At 68.2% G+C, this 16,622-nt stretch carries 16 protein-coding genes; 7 read left to right on the top strand and 9 right to left on the bottom strand.

Translation table 11 applies throughout. The features are described from left to right. The first annotated feature begins 70 nt into the window (after positions 1-70). The 6 genes from murJ to ACEWX3_RS00055 all read left to right on the top strand — a co-directional run bounded on the left by murJ (position 71) and on the right by ACEWX3_RS00055 (position 7,798). A complete protein-coding gene (gene murJ, locus ACEWX3_RS00080) occupies positions 71-3,562 on the top strand; it encodes a murein biosynthesis integral membrane protein MurJ (RefSeq protein ID WP_374159978.1) in 3,492 nt (1,163 codons plus the stop codon). Positions 3,563-3,755: 193 nt separating this feature from the next. Next, on the top strand, positions 3,756-4,295 hold the full coding sequence (gene sigM / locus ACEWX3_RS00075) for an RNA polymerase sigma factor SigM (RefSeq protein WP_374159977.1): 540 nt from the start codon (positions 3,756-3,758) through the stop codon (positions 4,293-4,295). Between the two features lie 57 nt (positions 4,296-4,352). Then, positions 4,353-5,087, top strand: coding sequence for a hypothetical protein (locus tag ACEWX3_RS00070; protein WP_374158361.1), 735 nt, complete (start codon positions 4,353-4,355; stop codon positions 5,085-5,087). An 88-nt stretch (positions 5,088-5,175) separates the two neighbouring features. Next, complete coding sequence (gene trxB / locus ACEWX3_RS00065) at positions 5,176-6,177, top strand: thioredoxin-disulfide reductase (protein ID WP_374158360.1); 1,002 nt, start codon at positions 5,176-5,178, stop codon at positions 6,175-6,177. Further along, the gene (trxA, locus tag ACEWX3_RS00060; protein WP_207067953.1) at positions 6,174-6,515 is read left to right on the top strand and encodes a thioredoxin; all 342 of its coding nucleotides are present in this window, start codon (positions 6,174-6,176) and stop codon (positions 6,513-6,515) included. The genes trxB and trxA overlap by 4 nt, the downstream gene beginning before the upstream one ends. A gap of 95 nt (positions 6,516-6,610) precedes the next feature. After that, a complete protein-coding gene (locus ACEWX3_RS00055; protein WP_152519417.1) occupies positions 6,611-7,798 on the top strand; it encodes an N-acetylmuramoyl-L-alanine amidase in 1,188 nt (395 codons plus the stop codon). 197 nt (positions 7,799-7,995) lie between these two features. On the opposite strand, the gene ACEWX3_RS00050 is transcribed toward ACEWX3_RS00055, so the two are convergent. From ACEWX3_RS00050 to rpmH, 9 genes are all read right to left on the bottom strand, one after another. Then, a complete protein-coding gene (locus ACEWX3_RS00050) occupies positions 7,996-8,748 on the bottom strand; it encodes an acetyltransferase (RefSeq protein WP_207067952.1) in 753 nt (250 codons plus the stop codon). 217 nt (positions 8,749-8,965) lie between these two features. Beyond that, positions 8,966-9,973, bottom strand: coding sequence for a ParB/RepB/Spo0J family partition protein (locus ACEWX3_RS00045; RefSeq protein WP_374158359.1), 1,008 nt, complete (start codon positions 9,971-9,973; stop codon positions 8,966-8,968). A 43-nt stretch (positions 9,974-10,016) separates the two neighbouring features. Continuing rightward, positions 10,017-11,051, bottom strand: coding sequence for a ParA family protein (locus tag ACEWX3_RS00040; protein ID WP_239343468.1), 1,035 nt, complete (start codon positions 11,049-11,051; stop codon positions 10,017-10,019). After that, a complete protein-coding gene (gene rsmG, locus ACEWX3_RS00035) occupies positions 10,952-11,635 on the bottom strand; it encodes a 16S rRNA (guanine(527)-N(7))-methyltransferase RsmG (protein ID WP_374158358.1) in 684 nt (227 codons plus the stop codon). Before rsmG ends, ACEWX3_RS00040 begins: the two co-directional genes overlap by 100 nt. A gap of 57 nt (positions 11,636-11,692) precedes the next feature. Continuing rightward, positions 11,693-12,373, bottom strand: coding sequence for a protein jag (locus ACEWX3_RS00030; protein ID WP_374158357.1), 681 nt, complete (start codon positions 12,371-12,373; stop codon positions 11,693-11,695). 34 nt (positions 12,374-12,407) lie between these two features. Beyond that, complete coding sequence (yidC, locus tag ACEWX3_RS00025) at positions 12,408-13,472, bottom strand: membrane protein insertase YidC (protein ID WP_374159976.1); 1,065 nt, start codon at positions 13,470-13,472, stop codon at positions 12,408-12,410. A 43-nt stretch (positions 13,473-13,515) separates the two neighbouring features. Beyond that, positions 13,516-13,854, bottom strand: coding sequence for a membrane protein insertion efficiency factor YidD (gene yidD / locus ACEWX3_RS00020; RefSeq protein ID WP_207067947.1), 339 nt, complete (start codon positions 13,852-13,854; stop codon positions 13,516-13,518). Beyond that, positions 13,851-14,210 (bottom strand): ribonuclease P protein component, encoded by a 360-nt coding sequence (gene rnpA, locus ACEWX3_RS00015; protein ID WP_374158356.1) that lies wholly within the window; start codon positions 14,208-14,210, stop codon positions 13,851-13,853. Before rnpA ends, yidD begins: the two co-directional genes overlap by 4 nt. A gap of 21 nt (positions 14,211-14,231) precedes the next feature. Beyond that, complete coding sequence (rpmH, locus tag ACEWX3_RS00010; protein ID WP_014818477.1) at positions 14,232-14,375, bottom strand: 50S ribosomal protein L34; 144 nt, start codon at positions 14,373-14,375, stop codon at positions 14,232-14,234. Positions 14,376-14,971: 596 nt separating this feature from the next. Between rpmH and dnaA the strand changes: the two genes are divergently transcribed. Further along, the gene (dnaA, locus tag ACEWX3_RS00005) at positions 14,972-16,522 is read left to right on the top strand and encodes a chromosomal replication initiator protein DnaA (protein ID WP_207067945.1); all 1,551 of its coding nucleotides are present in this window, start codon (positions 14,972-14,974) and stop codon (positions 16,520-16,522) included. The last annotated feature ends 100 nt before the right edge of the window (positions 16,523-16,622 follow it).

Genomic DNA, 16,622 nt, shown 5'->3' with positions numbered 1-16,622 from the left:
GCGCACCGCGAACGGTCCCGCGCCGCGCCCCGAGCTGTCCGATTCGGCGGTCGTGTCGCGCTCCTGGGGGATGGCGATCGCCACGCTGGTCAGCCGGCTCACCGGGTTCGCCCGGATGGTGCTGCTGGCCATCCTGCTCGGCGGGCCGCTGCTCAGTGCCTTCACCGTCGCCAACCAGCTGCCCAACCTGATCGCGGCGCTGGTGCTGGAGGCCACGTTCACCGCCATCTTCGTGCCCGTGCTCGCCCGCGCCGAACGCGACGACCCCGACGGCGGAGCGGCGTTCGTGCGCCGCCTCCTCACGCTGGCCACGACGCTGCTGCTGGCCGTCACCGCCGTCTCGATCGTGGCGGCGCCGCAGCTGGTGAACCTGATGCTGGGGTCGGACCCGGAGGTCAACCGCCCGCTCACCACCGCGTTCGCGTATCTGCTGCTGCCGCAGATCATCTTCTACGGGCTGTCATCGGTGTTCATGGCGATCCTCAACACCCGCAACGTGTTCGGGCCGCCGGCCTGGGCGCCGGTGGTCAACAACATGGTCGCCCTGGTCACGCTCGGGCTGTTCGCGCTCGTCCCGGGCGAGCTGTCCGTCGACCCGGTCGCGATGGGCACCGCCAAACTGCTGGTGCTCGGCATCGGTACGACGCTGGGTGTGATCACACAGGCCGCCGTGGTGTTCGTGGCGCTGCGCGCCCGCCACGTCAGCATGCGGCCGCTGTGGGGTATCGACGACCGGCTCAAGAAGTTCGGGATGATGGCGCTGGCGATGGTGCTCTATGTGCTCATCAGCCAGGCAGGTCTGGTGGTGGGCAACCGGATCGCTGCCGGCGCAGCCGATTCGGGGCCGGCGATCTACAACTACACGTGGCTGATCCTGCAGCTGCCGTTCGGCATCATCGGCGTCACCGTGCTGACCGTGGTGATGCCTCGGCTGTCCCGCAACGCGGCCGCCGAGAACGGCCCCGCAGTGCTGGCCGACCTGTCGCTGGCCACACGGCTGACGATGGTCACGCTGATCCCGATCGTCGCGATGATGACCGTCGGCGGGCCCGCGATCGGCAGCGCCCTGTTCTCCTACGGGAACTTCGGGGCAGCCGACGCCGGCTACCTCGGCGTCGCCATCTCCCTGTCGGCGTTCACGCTGATCCCCTACACCCTGCTGCTGTTGCAGCTGCGGGTCTTCTACGCCCGCGAGGAGCCGTGGACGCCGATAGTGCTGATCGTCGTCATCACCGCGGTGAAGATCGCGGCGTCGGTGGCGGCGCCGCACCTGACCGACGACCCGAAGCTGGTCGCCGGCTACCTGGGTCTGGCCAACGGGCTGGGCTTCCTCGCCGGGGCCGCGGTCGGCCACTTTTTGCTGCGGTCACGGCTGAATCCACCGGACGGGCACCTGCTCAGCCTCGACGTGGTCCGAACCATCCTGGTCACCGTCACCGCGTCGTTGGGCGCGGGCCTGCTCGCACACATCGCCGATCGCGTGCTCGGTCTGGAGGTGCTGACCGATCAGTGGGGCGGCGGGGGTTCCCTGCTGCGGTTGACCGTCCTGGGCCTGATCATGGTGCCCGTCATCGTCGGGGTGCTGCTCGCGGCCCGGGTACCCGAGGCCGAGGCCGCACTGGCGCTGGTGCGCCGCCGCCTCGGATCCCGCCGGGCAACCCCGCCTGCCCGCGCTCTACCGTCCGTCCCGCCACGATCCGGGCGGTCCCTCACGTACCCTGATCGCAAGAGTTCGTCCTCGCCGCACCGCCACCAGCAGCCCGATCCGGTGCAGCGCGGACCTTCGGCCGACGTCGCCGACGACTGGAGGAGGGGGAGAGGATCCGCGGTGAGCGACAGACCCGCAAACGGTTCTCCGGCCGATCACGATTCCGCGGACAGCCCTGAAACCACTCGTCTCTCCCGGCCGACCGGTCCCGCGGCCGACGACTTCCAGCCGGACGTGCCCGCCGCCGCGAAGCCCGATCCGGTGTCGGCATCGGAGGGTCGCCGGCCCGCGAACGACTACGCCGGTGACCCGACCCGCGAACCGGTGGCGTTCGAATCCCCGCGCGAACAGACCGTCGAGACGCCGTTGTCCGGCGACGACGTCCACCTCATTCCCGGCGCGACGATCGCCGCCGGCCGCTACCGGCTGCTGGTTTCTCACGGCGGACCCGCCAACCTGCAGTTCTGGCAGGCCCTGGACACCGCGCTGGACCGACAGGTCGCCCTGACGTTCGTCGACCCCGACGGCACGATGCCCGACCACGAGGTGCAGGAGATCCTGTCCCGCACCCAGCGACTCGGACGCATCGACATGCCCGGTGTGGCGCGTGTCCTCGACGTCGTCAGCAGCGGCTCCGGAGGCCTGGTCGTCTCGGAGTGGATCCGGGGCGGATCGCTGGTCGAGGTCGCCGACACCGCGCCCTCCCCGATCGGCGGTGCCCGGGCCGTGCAGTCCCTGGCCGCGGCCGCCGACGTCGCGCACCGGCAGGGCGTCGCGTTGTCGGTGGATCACCCCAGCCGGATCCGGGTCAGCATCGACGGCGACGTCGCGCTGGCGTTTCCGGCGACGCTGCCCGACGCCACCCCCGAGAACGACATCCGCGGGATCGGCGCCGCGCTGTACGCCCTGCTGGTCAACCGCTGGCCACTGCCCGAACGCGGTGAGCCCAGCGGCTTGGCGCAGGCCGACCGCGACGCCGCGGGCCAGCCCGTCGAACCCAAGACGGTGGACCGCGACATCCCGTTCCAGATCTCGGCCGCGGCCATCCGGGCCGTCCAGGACGGCGGGGCGATCCGCAGCGCCGGCACCCTGCTGAACCTGCTGCAGCAGGCCACCGCGGTCGCCGACCGCACCGACCACCTCGCCCCCGTCGAGGCCGCGCCCGAACCCGCCGCCGAGGACTGGAAGCCCGAGCCGGACCCCGAGGCCGAAGCGCGACGCCGCAAGGGCCTGATCATCGGCCTGAGCGTCGGCGCTGCCGTGCTCGTGTTGTTCGTGGTGCTGATGGGCACGGTGCTCAGCAACATCTTCGGCGACGTCGACGACGGTCTGGGCGGCGACGAACTCGGCCTGAACTCGCCCACCGAATCCTCGGAACAGACCAGTGAGCCGCAGACCGCCGGGCAGGTGATCGAACCCAGCTCGGTGACCGTGTTCTCCCCCGAAGGTGAGGCCGACGCGCCCGATCTGGCCGAGCTCGCCATCGACGGCGACCCGAGCACGGTGTGGCCCACCGACACCTACAGCGACCCGGAGCCGTTCCCGAACTTCAAGAACGGGTTGGGCCTGATGCTGCAGCTGCCGGAGCCGGCGACGCTGGGATCGGTGACGATCAACCTCAACAGCACCGGCACGTCCGTGCAGATCCGCTCGTCGTCCACCGCCACCCCGTCCTCGCTGGACGACACCACCGCACTGACCCAGCCCACTGCGCTTCGACCGGGGTCCAACACCATCGACGTCGAGGACGCGGCACCGACGTCACACGTGCTGGTGTGGATCACCAAGCTCGGAAACGTCGGCGGGGGGAGCCGCTCCGACATCGCCGAGATCACGCTGCGCGCGGCGTCCTGACCGGGTCCATCCCCAGCACCGCACCGGGGTCGGCGCAGATGAGCGTGGACGCCGGAAACTGGTGTCCGACACCCCCTGTCGCTGCCCTTAGTGTTCGGCTGTGGGGATCTTCGGGGCACGTGCACATCGCAGGGAACGGCTGCTCGGTGACGTTGAACCGCTCGGTGACGTCGAACCGCTCAGTGACGTTGAACTGCTCAGTGACGCCGAGTTGCTCGACGCGCACGTCCGCGGCGACCGATACGCATTCGAGGAGCTGTTCCACCGCCACCATCGGCAGCTCTACCGGTTGGCGACGCTGACCAGCCGCAACCCCGACGACGCCGCCGACGCGCTGCAGGACGCCATGCTCGCCGCGCACCGATCCGCGCACCGGTTCCGCCACGACTCCACGGTCAGCAGCTGGCTGTATCGCATCGTCGTCAACGCCTGCCTGGACCGGCTGCGGCGCAACCGGGTGCATTCGTGCGAGGTACTCGAGGAGCACGCCGGTCCGGCTACCGACCCGACCGGTCGGCTCGTCACCGCTCTCGTCGTCGAGCGCGCGCTGCTGGGCCTGCCTGTCGAGCAGCGAGCCGCGGTCGTCGCGGTCGACATGCAGGGCTACACGGTCGCCGAGACGGCGCTGATCCTGGGTGTGCCCGAGGGCACGGTGAAGAGCCGCTGCTCACGGGCCCGCGCCAAACTGGCGGGCGCGCTGGACGGGCTGGCCGCCGGTGCCCCCGCCGGGTGACCGCGGTCGGTTAGCCTCGAACGGTTCGCAGGAGTCGACGAGCAGCCGGGGGCAGCCATGGACGGTCACGCGGGCCGTGACCCCGGCACCGATCCGCCCGAACTCACCGCCGCGGTGCTGGCCGACCTGCAGGCCGGACTGCTCGACGACGCCACCGCAGCCCGCATCCGGCGCCGCGCCTGCGACGATCCCGAAGCCACGCGCACCCTCGCCCACCTCGACGCGGTGCGGGGTGAGCTGGCCCGGCTCGGCAGCGATCCGTCCGGCGCGCCCGACCCGCCGCCCGACGTCACCGCCCGGGTCGGTGCCGCAGTGCGTGCGGCGTCCAGCACGCCCGAACACCGCATCGCCCGGCCCAGCCTCAGCCGTCCCCAGCGGGTGGCGGTCGGAGGCGGGCTGCTGGCCGCCACCGCGGCGGTCGCGATCGGCGCCGTGACCCTCACCCGCGAGCCGGGTCCGTCGTTCCCGGCCGGACCGACCGCCTCGCAGATCACCGCCGCGCCCGACGACTTCCCGGTCCCCGAGACCGAGTTGCGCGCGCTGCTGTCCGCGCCGGCCGACCTGGGCCCGTTGACCGATCCGCGGCGGCTCGCCTCCTGCCTGGCCGGGCTAGGCCACTCCCCCGGCGGACCGGTGCTCGGCGCGCGGACCGACCGGGTCGCCGGCCGTCCGGCCGTGCTGCTGGTTCTTCCCGACGACGTCCCCGGCCGGGCCACCGCCGTCGTCGTCGCCTCCACCTGCAGTGCCGCCGACTCCGGCCTGCTCGCACGCCGGAGTCTGGACCTGCCGTGAACCCACCGACACCCCCACTGGGCAGGTCCGCGGGAACACCCGGGCATACCCTGTTGTTAGAACCCGTGCCGCAGGCAGAAAGGCTCGCATGACCTCCTCACCCACCATCCATGACGTCATCGTCATCGGCTCCGGTCCGGCCGGTTACACCGCCGCCGTGTACGCCGCGCGCGCCCAGCTCAAGCCCCTGGTCTTCGAGGGCAGCCAATTCGGCGGCGCGCTGATGACCACCACCGAGGTCGAGAACTACCCCGGCTTCAAAGACGGCATCATGGGCCCCGAACTCATGGACCAGATGCGTGAGCAGGCCCTGCGCTTCGGCGCCGACCTGCGCATGGAAGATGTCGACGCGGTCGATCTGACCGGACCGGTCAAGACCGTCACCGTCGGCGACGAAACCCATCACGCCCGCTCGGTCATCCTGGCCATGGGTGCCGCGGCCCGCCATCTCGGCGTGCCGGGCGAGGACAGCCTGCTCGGCATGGGGGTCAGCACCTGCGCCACCTGCGACGGCTTCTTCTTCCGCGACCAGGACATCGCCGTGGTCGGCGGCGGCGACTCGGCCATGGAGGAGGCCACCTTCCTGACCCGGTTCGCCCGCAGCGTCACCCTCATCCACCGCCGCGACGAGTTCCGCGCCTCTCGGATCATGCTCGAACGCGCCCAGGCCAACGACAAGATCACCATCCTGACCAACACGGCCGTCACCACCATCGAGGGCGACCCCAAGGTCAGCGGCATCCGGTTGCGCAACACCGTCACCGGCGAAGAGTCCGAGCTGGCCGTCACCGGCGTGTTCGTCGCCATCGGGCACGACCCGCGCTCCGAGTTGGTCCGTGGCCAGATCGACCTGGACGACGAGGGTTACGTCAAGACCCGCGGACGGACCACCTACACCTCGGTGGACGGCGTGTTCGCCGCTGGTGACCTGGTGGATCACACCTACCGGCAGGCCATCACCGCGGCCGGCACCGGATGTTCGGCCTCGATCGACGCCGAACGCTGGCTGGCCGACCACGACGAGACCCCAACCGCTCCCCCCACCCCGACCACCGCCGACGGCAGCGACCTGATAGGAGCACAGCAATGACCGATTCCGGCACGGAGGCAGCCACCGTAGCGGTGACCGACGACTCGTTCTCCCAGGACGTGCTGTCCTCGAGCACACCGGTCCTGGTCGACTTCTGGGCCACCTGGTGCGGACCGTGCAAGATGGTCGCCCCGGTCCTGGAGGAGATCGCCTCGGAGAAGGCGGGCTCACTGACGGTCGCCAAGCTCGACGTCGACGAGAACCCGGCCACCGCGAGGGACTTCCAGGTGGTATCGATCCCGACGATGATCTTGTTCAAGGACGGCGAGCCGGTCAAGCGCATCGTCGGCGCCAAGGGCAAGGCCGCGCTGCTGCGCGAACTCGCTGACCTGGTCTGACAGCGGACTCAGCTGCGGCGGCGGCCGCCGCCGCGGGCCGGAACAACGCGCCGACGTTTTCCGGATTGCGCTGCTCTTCTGAGACAATGACGGCTATGTCGAGCTTGCGTCGCGGTGACCGCGGGGGTGCGGTCACCGAGATCCGGGCCGCGTTGGCGGCCCTGGGCATGATCGACAATCCCGACGACGATCTCACCACCGGCAGGCACGTCGCGGTCGACGTCTTCGACGATGACCTCGACCACTCCGTGCGCGCGTTCCAGCAGCATCGCGGTCTGCTGGTGGACGGCATCGTCGGTGAAGCCACCTACCGCGCCCTCAAAGAGGCCTCCTACCGTCTCGGTGCCCGCACCCTCAACCACCAGTTCGGCGCACCGATGTACGGCGACGACGTGGCGACGTTGCAGGCACGCCTGCAGGATCTCGGGTTCTACACCGGCTTGGTGGACGGCCACTTCGGTCTGCAGACGCACAATGCGCTGTCGTCGTATCAACGTGAGTACGGGTTGTATCCCGACGGCATCTGCGGCCCGGAAACGTTGCGGTCCCTGTACTTCCTGGGCTCGCGGGTGACCGGTGGTTCACCACACGCCATCCGCGAGGAGGAGCTGGTGCGCAGCTCCGGGCCCCGCCTGTCCGGCAAGCGGATCATCATCGATCCGGGGCGCGGCGGCGACGACCACGGGCTCATCATGAACGGGCCCGCCGGCCCCATCAGCGAAGCAGACATCCTGTGGGACTTGGCCAGTCGCCTCGAAGGCCGGATGACCGCGATCGGCATGGAGACGTTTCTGTCCCGTCCGGCCCACCGCTCCCCCACTGACGCCGAGCGCGCCGGCACCGCCAACACCGTCGGCGCCGATCTGATGATCAGCCTGCGCTGCGCGACCCAACCCAGTCCGGCGGCCAACGGCGTGGCGTCCTTCCATTTCGGCAACTCACACGGCTCGGTGTCCACGATCGGACGTAACCTCGCCGATTTCATCCAGCGAGAGGTCGTGGCCCGCACCGGATTACGCGACTGCCGCGTACACGGCCGGACCTGGGATCTGCTCCGGTTGACCCGGATGCCGACCGTCCAGGTCGACGTCGGGTACGTCACCAATCCCGGCGACCGCGCCACGCTGGTGTCCGCCGAGTCGCGTGATTCCCTCGCCGAGGGCATCCTCGCCGCGGTGAAGCGGCTCTATCTGCTCGGCAAGAACGACCGTCCCACCGGCACGTTCACCTTCGCCGAGTTGCTGGCCCACGAATTGTCCGTGGAACAGGCCCGCCAGGGCTGACCGCTCGCGCCGGTGCCCACCCGTCTGCGGGACCGATCGCTTGAGCCGCAACGTTTTTCGGCGCCCGGATGTCTCACTGCCCCGGTTTTCCTTCTCGCCCAGGCGCCGATCCTGACGCCGCGAATTCTCGGGCCCGGCGGATCACGATGCCTACCCGACCGTCGCTTGTCCTCACGAGCTCTCGCGCCCGGTTCGGGTCAGGCGAACTCCACGGACGACGACCCCGAGCCGACCATTTGCAGTTGGGCGCTCTGCAGCAGTCGCTCCAGCGCTGCCTCCACGTCGGCCTTCCAGCCGAGGCCCTGCTCGAGCTCCAAACGCAGCCGGGGGAAATAGGTGTGGTGAGACACGACGACGAAACCGGCGTCGAGCAGCAGATCGCTGTCGAGCACGCATTGCTCCACCGAGCAGTCCCCCAGCGCTTCCATCACCGGGACGACATCGGCCGGCCGCTGGGCGGGATCGCTCAGCGCGGCGACCTCCGCAGTCCGCCCGAAGGCCTCCAGCGCGCGGACACCGCGCCGCACCAGGTCTGCGACCACGGCGGCGATCAGCGTGCGGGACAACTCCTGCGCCGCCTCGCCGGGGTCGATTCCCAGCGATGTCAGTAACACCGCATCGGCACTCACCGGGCCGGTGGGAAAGCGTCCAGCCCGCGGCACCGACCGCGGCGGGGCGTAGAAGACGTACCCCAGGCATGGCTCATCACCGGTGTCGGGTGCGGGATCCTCGCCGACGGCGACCTCCTGGATGTCGACGGCCAACTGCCCGCACGAACCCCATTCGAGCATGACCATCGACAGCCACGCTTCCTTCTCGAACTCGGGGTCCGACAGCTGGCCCTCCGCACCGACGGTGAGCGGGTCGACCTCCCAGTACACGCAACGCCGTGCATGCTTCGGCAACTGCTCGAAAGCTTCGAGCCGAAGAGGCGTGATGCGAGCGGCCACTACACCCCCGGGTCTTGTCGCCGTTCCGAAATGGACTGTTGCCACTCCAGGATAGAAGGCGCCGACCGCAGGGAGCCGCGGCGGCCCGGATTCGGGCCGTTGCGCGTGGCCTGAATCCAATTGTGTTGACCGGCAATGCGTTTGCCGCGCACCGCGCGATGCGTCGGTCCCGTTCGCCGGGCTGTGTCACAGTGACGTAATTCGCACGGGTGGTAGGTCATCGCGACGACGCGTTCATCAAGTCGACAATGCGTTGCAGATCGTCGACCGAACCGAATTCGACCACGATCTTGCCCTTGCGCTTACCCAGGCTCACCGTCACCCGGGTGTCGAAGGCCGACGACAGCTGTTCGGCGACATCCTGCAGACCCGGCATCTGGATCGGCTTACGTCGCGGTGCGGAGGGCGGTGCATTCCCATCCCGGTTCGCCAGTGTCACGGCTTCCTCGGTGGCACGCACCGACAGACCCTCGGCAACGATCCGGGCGGCGAGCTCCTCCTGCACCTCCGGACCGCCTTCGAGCGACAGCAGCGCCCGCGCATGCCCAGCGGACAGAACGCCGGCGGCGACACGGCGCTGCACGGCGATGGGCAGCCGCAGCAGCCGGATCATGTTCGTGATCAGCGGCCGGGACCGTCCGATCCGCGACGCGAGTTCATCGTGGGTGACGCCGAACTCGTCGAGCAACTGTTGATACGCGGCGGCCTCTTCCAGGGGGTTCAGCTGGACGCGGTGGATGTTCTCCAGCAGCGCGTCGCGCAGCATGCTGTCGTCGGCGGTCTCCCGCACAATCGCCGGAATCGTCGCGACGCCGGCTTCCTGGGCTGCACGCCAACGGCGCTCCCCCATCACCAGCTGATAGCGCGGGGCTCCGGTTGCATCGTCCTGAGTCGCCGGGGCGGCCCGCACGACGATCGGCTGCATCAATCCGAACTCGCGGATGGAGTGCACCAGCTCAGCGAGTGACTCCTCGTCGAACACCTGGCGCGGCTGACGCGGATTGGGCTCGATCTGCGCGGGATCGATCTCGCGATAAACCGCACCGGCCGGGTTGGACTCCTCCGGCTGCGGTGCTACGGTCGGTCCACCGAGCACCACGTCGGCAGCTGCCGATCCCATCCGCGGACCGAAGGTCGACGGTTCACCGTCTTCCGCCGGGCCCGTCGGGATCAGTGACGCCAGCCCGCGGCCGAGCCCGCTGCGTTTACGCGCCGGGTTGTTCATCGATTACCCCTTCTCCTCACCAAGGATCCACGCCGTTCGACGCTCACCGCGTCTGCCCTCCCGCTCCTCGGTAGGCCAACTCCCGGCTGGCGTCCAGGTAGCTCATCGCTCCCCGCGAGCCTGGGTCGTAATCGATGATCGACATTCCGTAGCCCGGCGCCTCTGACACCTTCACGCTGCGCGGAATCACCGTCTGCAGCACCTTGTCGCCGAAGTGTGCACGAACATCCATCGCGACCTGGTCCGCCAACTTGGTCCGCCCGTCGTACATCGTGAGGACGACGGTGGTGACATCAAGAGCTGGGTTCAGGTGGGCCTTGACCATCTCGATGTTGCGAAGCAGCTGCCCCACGCCCTCGAGCGCGTAGTACTCGCACTGAATGGGGATCAGGACCTCCGGTGCGGCGACCAAGGCGTTGATGGTCAGCAGACCCAGCGACGGCGGGCAATCGATGAACACATAGTCGAAGTCGTACTGCTCGAGTTCGGACAGCGCGGTGCGCAGTCGCCCTTCCCGGGCGACCATGCTCACCAACTCGATCTCGGCACCGGCCAGATCGATGGTGGCGGGGATGCAGAACAGCCGTTCATTGTGCGGGCTCTGCTGGACGGCCTCGCCGACGTCGATGTCGCCGAGCAACACCTCGTACGACGAGGCCGTGCCGGGACGATGTTCGATGCCCAACGCGGTGCTGGCGTTGCCCTGGGGATCGAGATCAATGACCAGGACGCGCATGCCTTGCAGCGCCAATGCCGATGCGATGTTGACCGCGGTCGTGGTCTTCCCGACGCCGCCCTTCTGATTGGCGATGGTGAACACTCGCTGACGGGCCGGCCGGGGCAGCTGTCCCTGGGCCGCGTGCATCATCCGGACGGCGCGCTCGGCCTCCGCCCCGATCGGCGTATCCACGTCCTGGCTGTCCCAGGTTTCACGTGAAACATCCGTCGGAGCGCCGGTCGGCTCTCCGGGAATCGACGTCACTTGGGGTTCCTTCCCGCTGGCGGCTGCTTCCCTCGCGTCATACTCCGGAACCCTACGACCACGGTTGCGGGCGGGTCCACGTATTGCGCCCCACATCTCTTCACCTTCACATCGGTCATGCCGAGCGACGCCATCGCCCGCGCGTGCTCACGTACCTCATCCTCGGCGCGCTCTCCCTTGATCGCCAGCATGCGGCCACCGGTGCGAAGTAGAGGACAACTCCAGCGCGTCAGCTTGTCCAGGGAAGCCACGGCGCGGGACACGACGACGTCGACCTCCCCCACGTCGTCGCGAACCGACCTGTCTTCGGCCCGGCCACGAATCACCACACATTCGATGCCGAGCTCCTCGACGACTTCCCGCAGAAAGTCGCTCCGCCGCAGGAGCGGTTCGATCAGCGTGACCCGCACGTCTGGCCGCGCCAGGGCCAACGGTATCCCGGGCAGGCCGGCTCCACTCCCGATGTCCGCCACCTTCTCGCCGAACTCGAGCATCTCGCCGACCACCGCGCTGTTGAGTACGTGACGGTCCCATAATCGTGCCACTTCACGCGGACCCAACAATCCGCGCTCCACTCCGGCTCCAGCCAGGATCTCGGCGTAGCGCACCGCCGCGTCGGCGGCAGCACCGAACACCGCGTCCACCGCGACGGGCGGCGGCGCAACCTCGGCACGTTTCACGTGAAACATCCTCCGACCGAACGCGCGATGGACGAACTACATGGATGTAACTCTGGGTCAGTCAACCAGGACGACGACGCGACGGGAGGGCTCCACACCCTCGCTCTCGCTGTGCACGCCGCTGACCGCGGCCACGGCGTCATGCACGATCTTGCGTTCGAACGGAGTCATCGGGGATAGCTCTTCCCGCTCCCCGGTCTCCAGGACGCGCCGCGCCACCTTGTCACCCAACGCCGTCAGCTCCTCGCGCCGGCGCTGCCGCCACTGCGCGATGTCGAGCATCAGACGACTGCGCTCGCCGGTCTTCTGGTGCACCGCCAGACGAGTCAGCTCCTGAAGCGCGTCGAGCACCTCGCCCTTACGGCCGACCAACTTCGTCAGGTCGGTCCCGCCGTCGATGCTGACGACCGCGCGGTCCCCTTCGACGTCCAGATCGATGTCTCCATCGAAGTCAAGGAGATCCAGCAGCTCTTCCAGATAGTCACCGGCGATCTCGCCTTCGGCCACCAGCGGGTCGTCCATCTCGTCTCCCCCGTCGGCGCCCGCAGCGTCCCCGGACCCCGCCGCGCCGTCACTGTCGTCAGCCGCACTCGTGGCGCCGGCATCAGCTGTGTCCGTGGCTCCACGATCGGTGTCGGCGGTTCCGGTGGCGCCGCCACCCTCAACCGTTTCGGCGGCTCCGCCATCCTGAACTGTTTCAGCGACTCCGCCATCGGGTGCGGTCTCGAACTTCGTCATGCGTACCTCTTTCTCATTCGCGCTCGCCTGCGCGTCAACGTTTCCGTTTCTTCGGCCGGGCTCCCGGCTTCGGGGTTCGGTTCACCGCCCCGTTCCGCGCCGCAGACTTGGCCGCGGAGTCGGTGTTGGTCGCGGGCGCACTCTCGTTCGATTCCGCCTTGGCCGCACCGTTGCTCTCGGGTTCCGTACCGTCGACCGCGGCGGAACCGCTGTTGGCGACACCAGCCGAATCGGCCTTCTTCTTACGAGGCTTGGCGCCCGGCGCCGGAGCGTTGGCCGCCCGCCGCTCGATGGCCTCGAGCTTCTTCTGCTCTTCTTCCTTCTCGATCTTGCCGAACACGTAGTGCTGCTGACCGAAGGTCCAGATGTTGTTCGCGAACCAGTACAGGATGATCGCCAGAGGCAGGAACGGCCCACCGACCACCACACCGAGAGGGAAGACGTACAGCGCCAGCTTGTTCATCAGCGCGGTCTGTGGATTGGCGGCCGCCTCCGGGCTCTGCCTCGCGACCGAGGCGCGGCTGTTGAAGTAGGTGGCGATACCGGCCGCGATCATGATCGGCACACCCACCGCGATCACCGCAGTCCGGTTGAATTCGGTGAATGCCTCCAGACCCGCAGACTGGGTCATGTAGGCCCCGAGCGGTGCCCCGAACAGATTGGCGTCCAGGAAGTGGCGGACATCCTCGGCGCTGAAGAAGTAGTTCGCGAGTTGCGCGTTCTCCTCGACACTCAGGTTGAGATGACCGAACCCGATGCCGCCGGTCCGGTTGAACGACCGCAGAACGTGATAGAGGCCCAGGAACACCGGGATCTGAGCAAGCATCGGCAGACAACCCAGGATCGGGTTGAACCCGTGCTCGCGCTGCAGCTTCTGCATCTCCAGCGCCATCCGCTGGCGATCCTTGCCGTACTTCTTCTGCAGCGCCTTGATCTGGGGTTGCAGCTCCTGCATCTGCCGGGTGGTGCGGATCTGCCGGACGAACGGCTTGTACAGAATCGCGCGCAGCGTGAACACCAGGAACATCACGGACAGCGCCCACGCGAAGAAGTTCGTGGGACCCAGAAGGAAGGCGAAGACCTTGTACCAGACCCACATGATCCCCGACACCGGGTAGTAGATGATGTCGAGGCTGAAGAAATTAAACACGCGGCTGACTCTTCCCTTGGTGGTCCGGGCTGACCCGGTGTTCGGTGACGCCTTCGCCGTACGGGTCGGCGGCCTCACTGTGGTTGTCCGGTTGCCCGTCCCGCTCCGGGATCGGGTCCCATCCTCCGTTATGCCATGGACCGCACTTCCCCAGTCGCACCAGGGCCAGCCATCCGCCGCGCAGCAAGCCGTACTCGCTCAACGCATCGACGGCGTACTGGCTGCAGGTGGGGGTGAACCGACAGGTCGGCAGTCGCAGCGGAGAGATGGTGTGGCGGTAGAGCTGGATGAGAAAGACCAGCGCGCGCACCGGCGCCGATCGCACGCTCATGCGCCGGCCCCCGCTCGGGCCGAGATCCGTGCGAGCGCGGCGCGCAGTTCCTGTTCGAGCCGAAGCGACAACGCGTGCCGACTGCCGGGCAGTGCCCGGATGACTATGCGGTCCGCAGGGGTCAGCTCATCGATGACGGTGCGCGCCGCATGGCGCAGCTGCCGGGACACCCGGTGACGTTGCACCGCATTACCCACCGCTTTGGAGACGACCAGGCCGATCCGCGGTCCGGGGTCACCGGTCTGGTCAGAACGCAACCGGTATACGACGAGGTCGGGCTGAGCGGCCCGGATCCCCTGACTGACTGTGGCACCGAACTCGGCCGACCGCGTCATCCGGTTCCGAGCCGGAAGCACCGCGTCAGACCTTGGACCGGATCACGCAGTCAGCGAGCGACGGCCCTTGCGGCGCCGATCCGAGACGATGGCCCGCCCGGCGCGGGTGCGCATCCGCAGCCGGAACCCGTGCACGCGCGCGCGGCGACGGTTGTTGGGCTGAAAGGTCCGCTTGCCCTTGGCCACGTCAGTCACTCCTTGTTGCGTTTGACCGCCACGCGCCAGCCCGCATGATGTCGGTCATGCCAAGCGCGACGCGGACGGCCGTTGGTAAGCTCGTCACTCTTGCCGGCGCGGTCCCCGGTGGCACCGGGTCGCAGCCGTATCACCACTTGCGGGCGACTGTTCGAGGGTACTGACGAGATTTCGCTCGGTCAAACCTACGGTCAGCGCCCCGATCACTGTCACCGTCATCACACCGGACCCACCTGTCACGCTTGTCTGGAACTATTGGGCCAGTGGCGATCTCCGCACCCGACGTCGACACGTTCACGGCCCTCGGAATGTTGCAGAACTGTTGGCACTCGGAGAGAAAACTGTTAGCTTCTGGCAATGCCGATTCCACAACGGATCGGCGAACGACAACGAAGCGAGGACGCCTCCTCCGCCGCGAGCCCACTGGATGATCATCTGTGACGCGCTCCGGTGTGGAGCGTTCGCGCCGGTAGACAACACAACGACGACGGGCGTCCCCTATCCACAGTCTGTGGATAACTTTGTGGACAATTCGTCGTCGTTCGTCAGGTCGACCCTCGCGTCGGCCCCGAGGGGGTTAAGTGTCTGTGAGCGCTGACCCCGACCCCCCCTTCGTCACCATCTGGAACAACGTCGTCACCGAGCTGAACGGCTCACCGGGCGCGGGTGGTCGCACGCTGACCCCGCAACAGCGCGCCTGGCTCAAGCTCGTGCAGCCGCTGGTGCTGACCGAGGGGTTCGCCCTGCTGTCGGTGCCCACGCCGTTCGTCCAGAACGAGATCGAACGACACCTCCGCGAACCGATCGTGGCCGCGCTCAGTCGCCAACTGGGTCAGCGCGTCGAACTCGGCGTCCGGATCGCCGATCCCGCCACCGCGTCCGCCGACGAGCCTGGTCGAGACGGACACAACGGGCGGACCAGCGCGGCGTCGACCATGACCGCGCTCGATCCCGAAACCATGACCGGCGACGGTGCGGACGGCACGTCCTTCGACGACAGCGACGACGATGTCGACGACGACCTGGCCGCACGCGCCAGCGCCGAGGAGAACTGGCCGTCGTATTTCGCCAACCGCGCGGCGAACTCGGCCGGCGACGACGCCTCTGGTGTCACCCTCAACCGGCGCTACACCTTCGACACGTTCGTCATCGGCGCATCCAACCGCTTCGCCCACGCGGCGTCGCTGGCGATCGCCGAAGCGCCCGCCCGGGCCTACAACCCGCTGTTCATCTGGGGAGAGTCCGGTCTGGGTAAGACCCACCTCCTGCACGCGGCCGGCAATTACGCCCAGCGGCTGTTCCCGGGGATGCGGGTCAAGTACGTCTCGACCGAGGAATTCACCAACGACTTCATCAACTCGCTGCGCGATGACCGTCGGGCGTCGTTCAAACGCACCTACCGCGACATCGATGTCCTGCTTGTCGACGACATCCAGTTCATCGAGGGCAAAGACGGGATCCAGGAAGAGTTCTTCCACACGTTCAACACCCTGCACAACGCGAACAAGCAGATCGTCATCTCCTCCGACCGGCCGCCGAAGCAGCTGGCCACCCTCGAGGACCGGCTGCGCACCCGCTTCGAGTGGGGCCTGATCACCGATGTCCAGCCGCCGGAGCTGGAGACGCGGATCGCCATTCTGCGCAAGAAGGCTCAGATGGACCGCCTCGACGTACCCGGTGATGTCCTGGAGTTGATCGCCAGCCGCATCGAGCGCAACATCCGCGAGCTCGAGGGCGCACTCATCAGGGTCACCGCGTTCGCGTCTCTGAACAAGACCCCCATCGACAAGTCGCTGGCCGAGATCGTGCTGCGCGATCTCATCTCCGACCCCACCACGATGCAGATCAGCACCGCGGCCATCATGGCCGCCACCGCGGAGTACTTCGAGACCAGCGTCGACGAACTGCGAGGGCCGGGCAAGACGCGTGCGTTGGCACAGTCCCGCCAGATCGCGATGTATCTGTGCCGCGAACTCACCGACCTGTCCCTGCCGAAGATCGGTCAGGCATTCGGGCGCGATCACACCACGGTCATGTACGCCGAGAAGAAGATTCGCGCCGAGATGGCCGAACGACGCGAGGTGTTCGACCACGTCAAAGAGCTCACCACGCGGATCCGCCAGCGCGCCAAGCGCTGAACGCGCGACCTGTTTTGCACCGCCACGGCGGCGCCCGCACGACATGATCGTGGCCCTCCCGGTGCGCCCCGCACGCTCCCCGGTTCGCCCATCCGTTCTC

This window comes from Mycobacterium sp. G7A2 (assembly GCF_041902445.1).
In the GTDB taxonomy this organism is placed as follows: domain Bacteria; phylum Actinomycetota; class Actinomycetes; order Mycobacteriales; family Mycobacteriaceae; genus Mycobacterium.
This window is presented reverse-complemented; position numbering and strand designations above follow the sequence as displayed.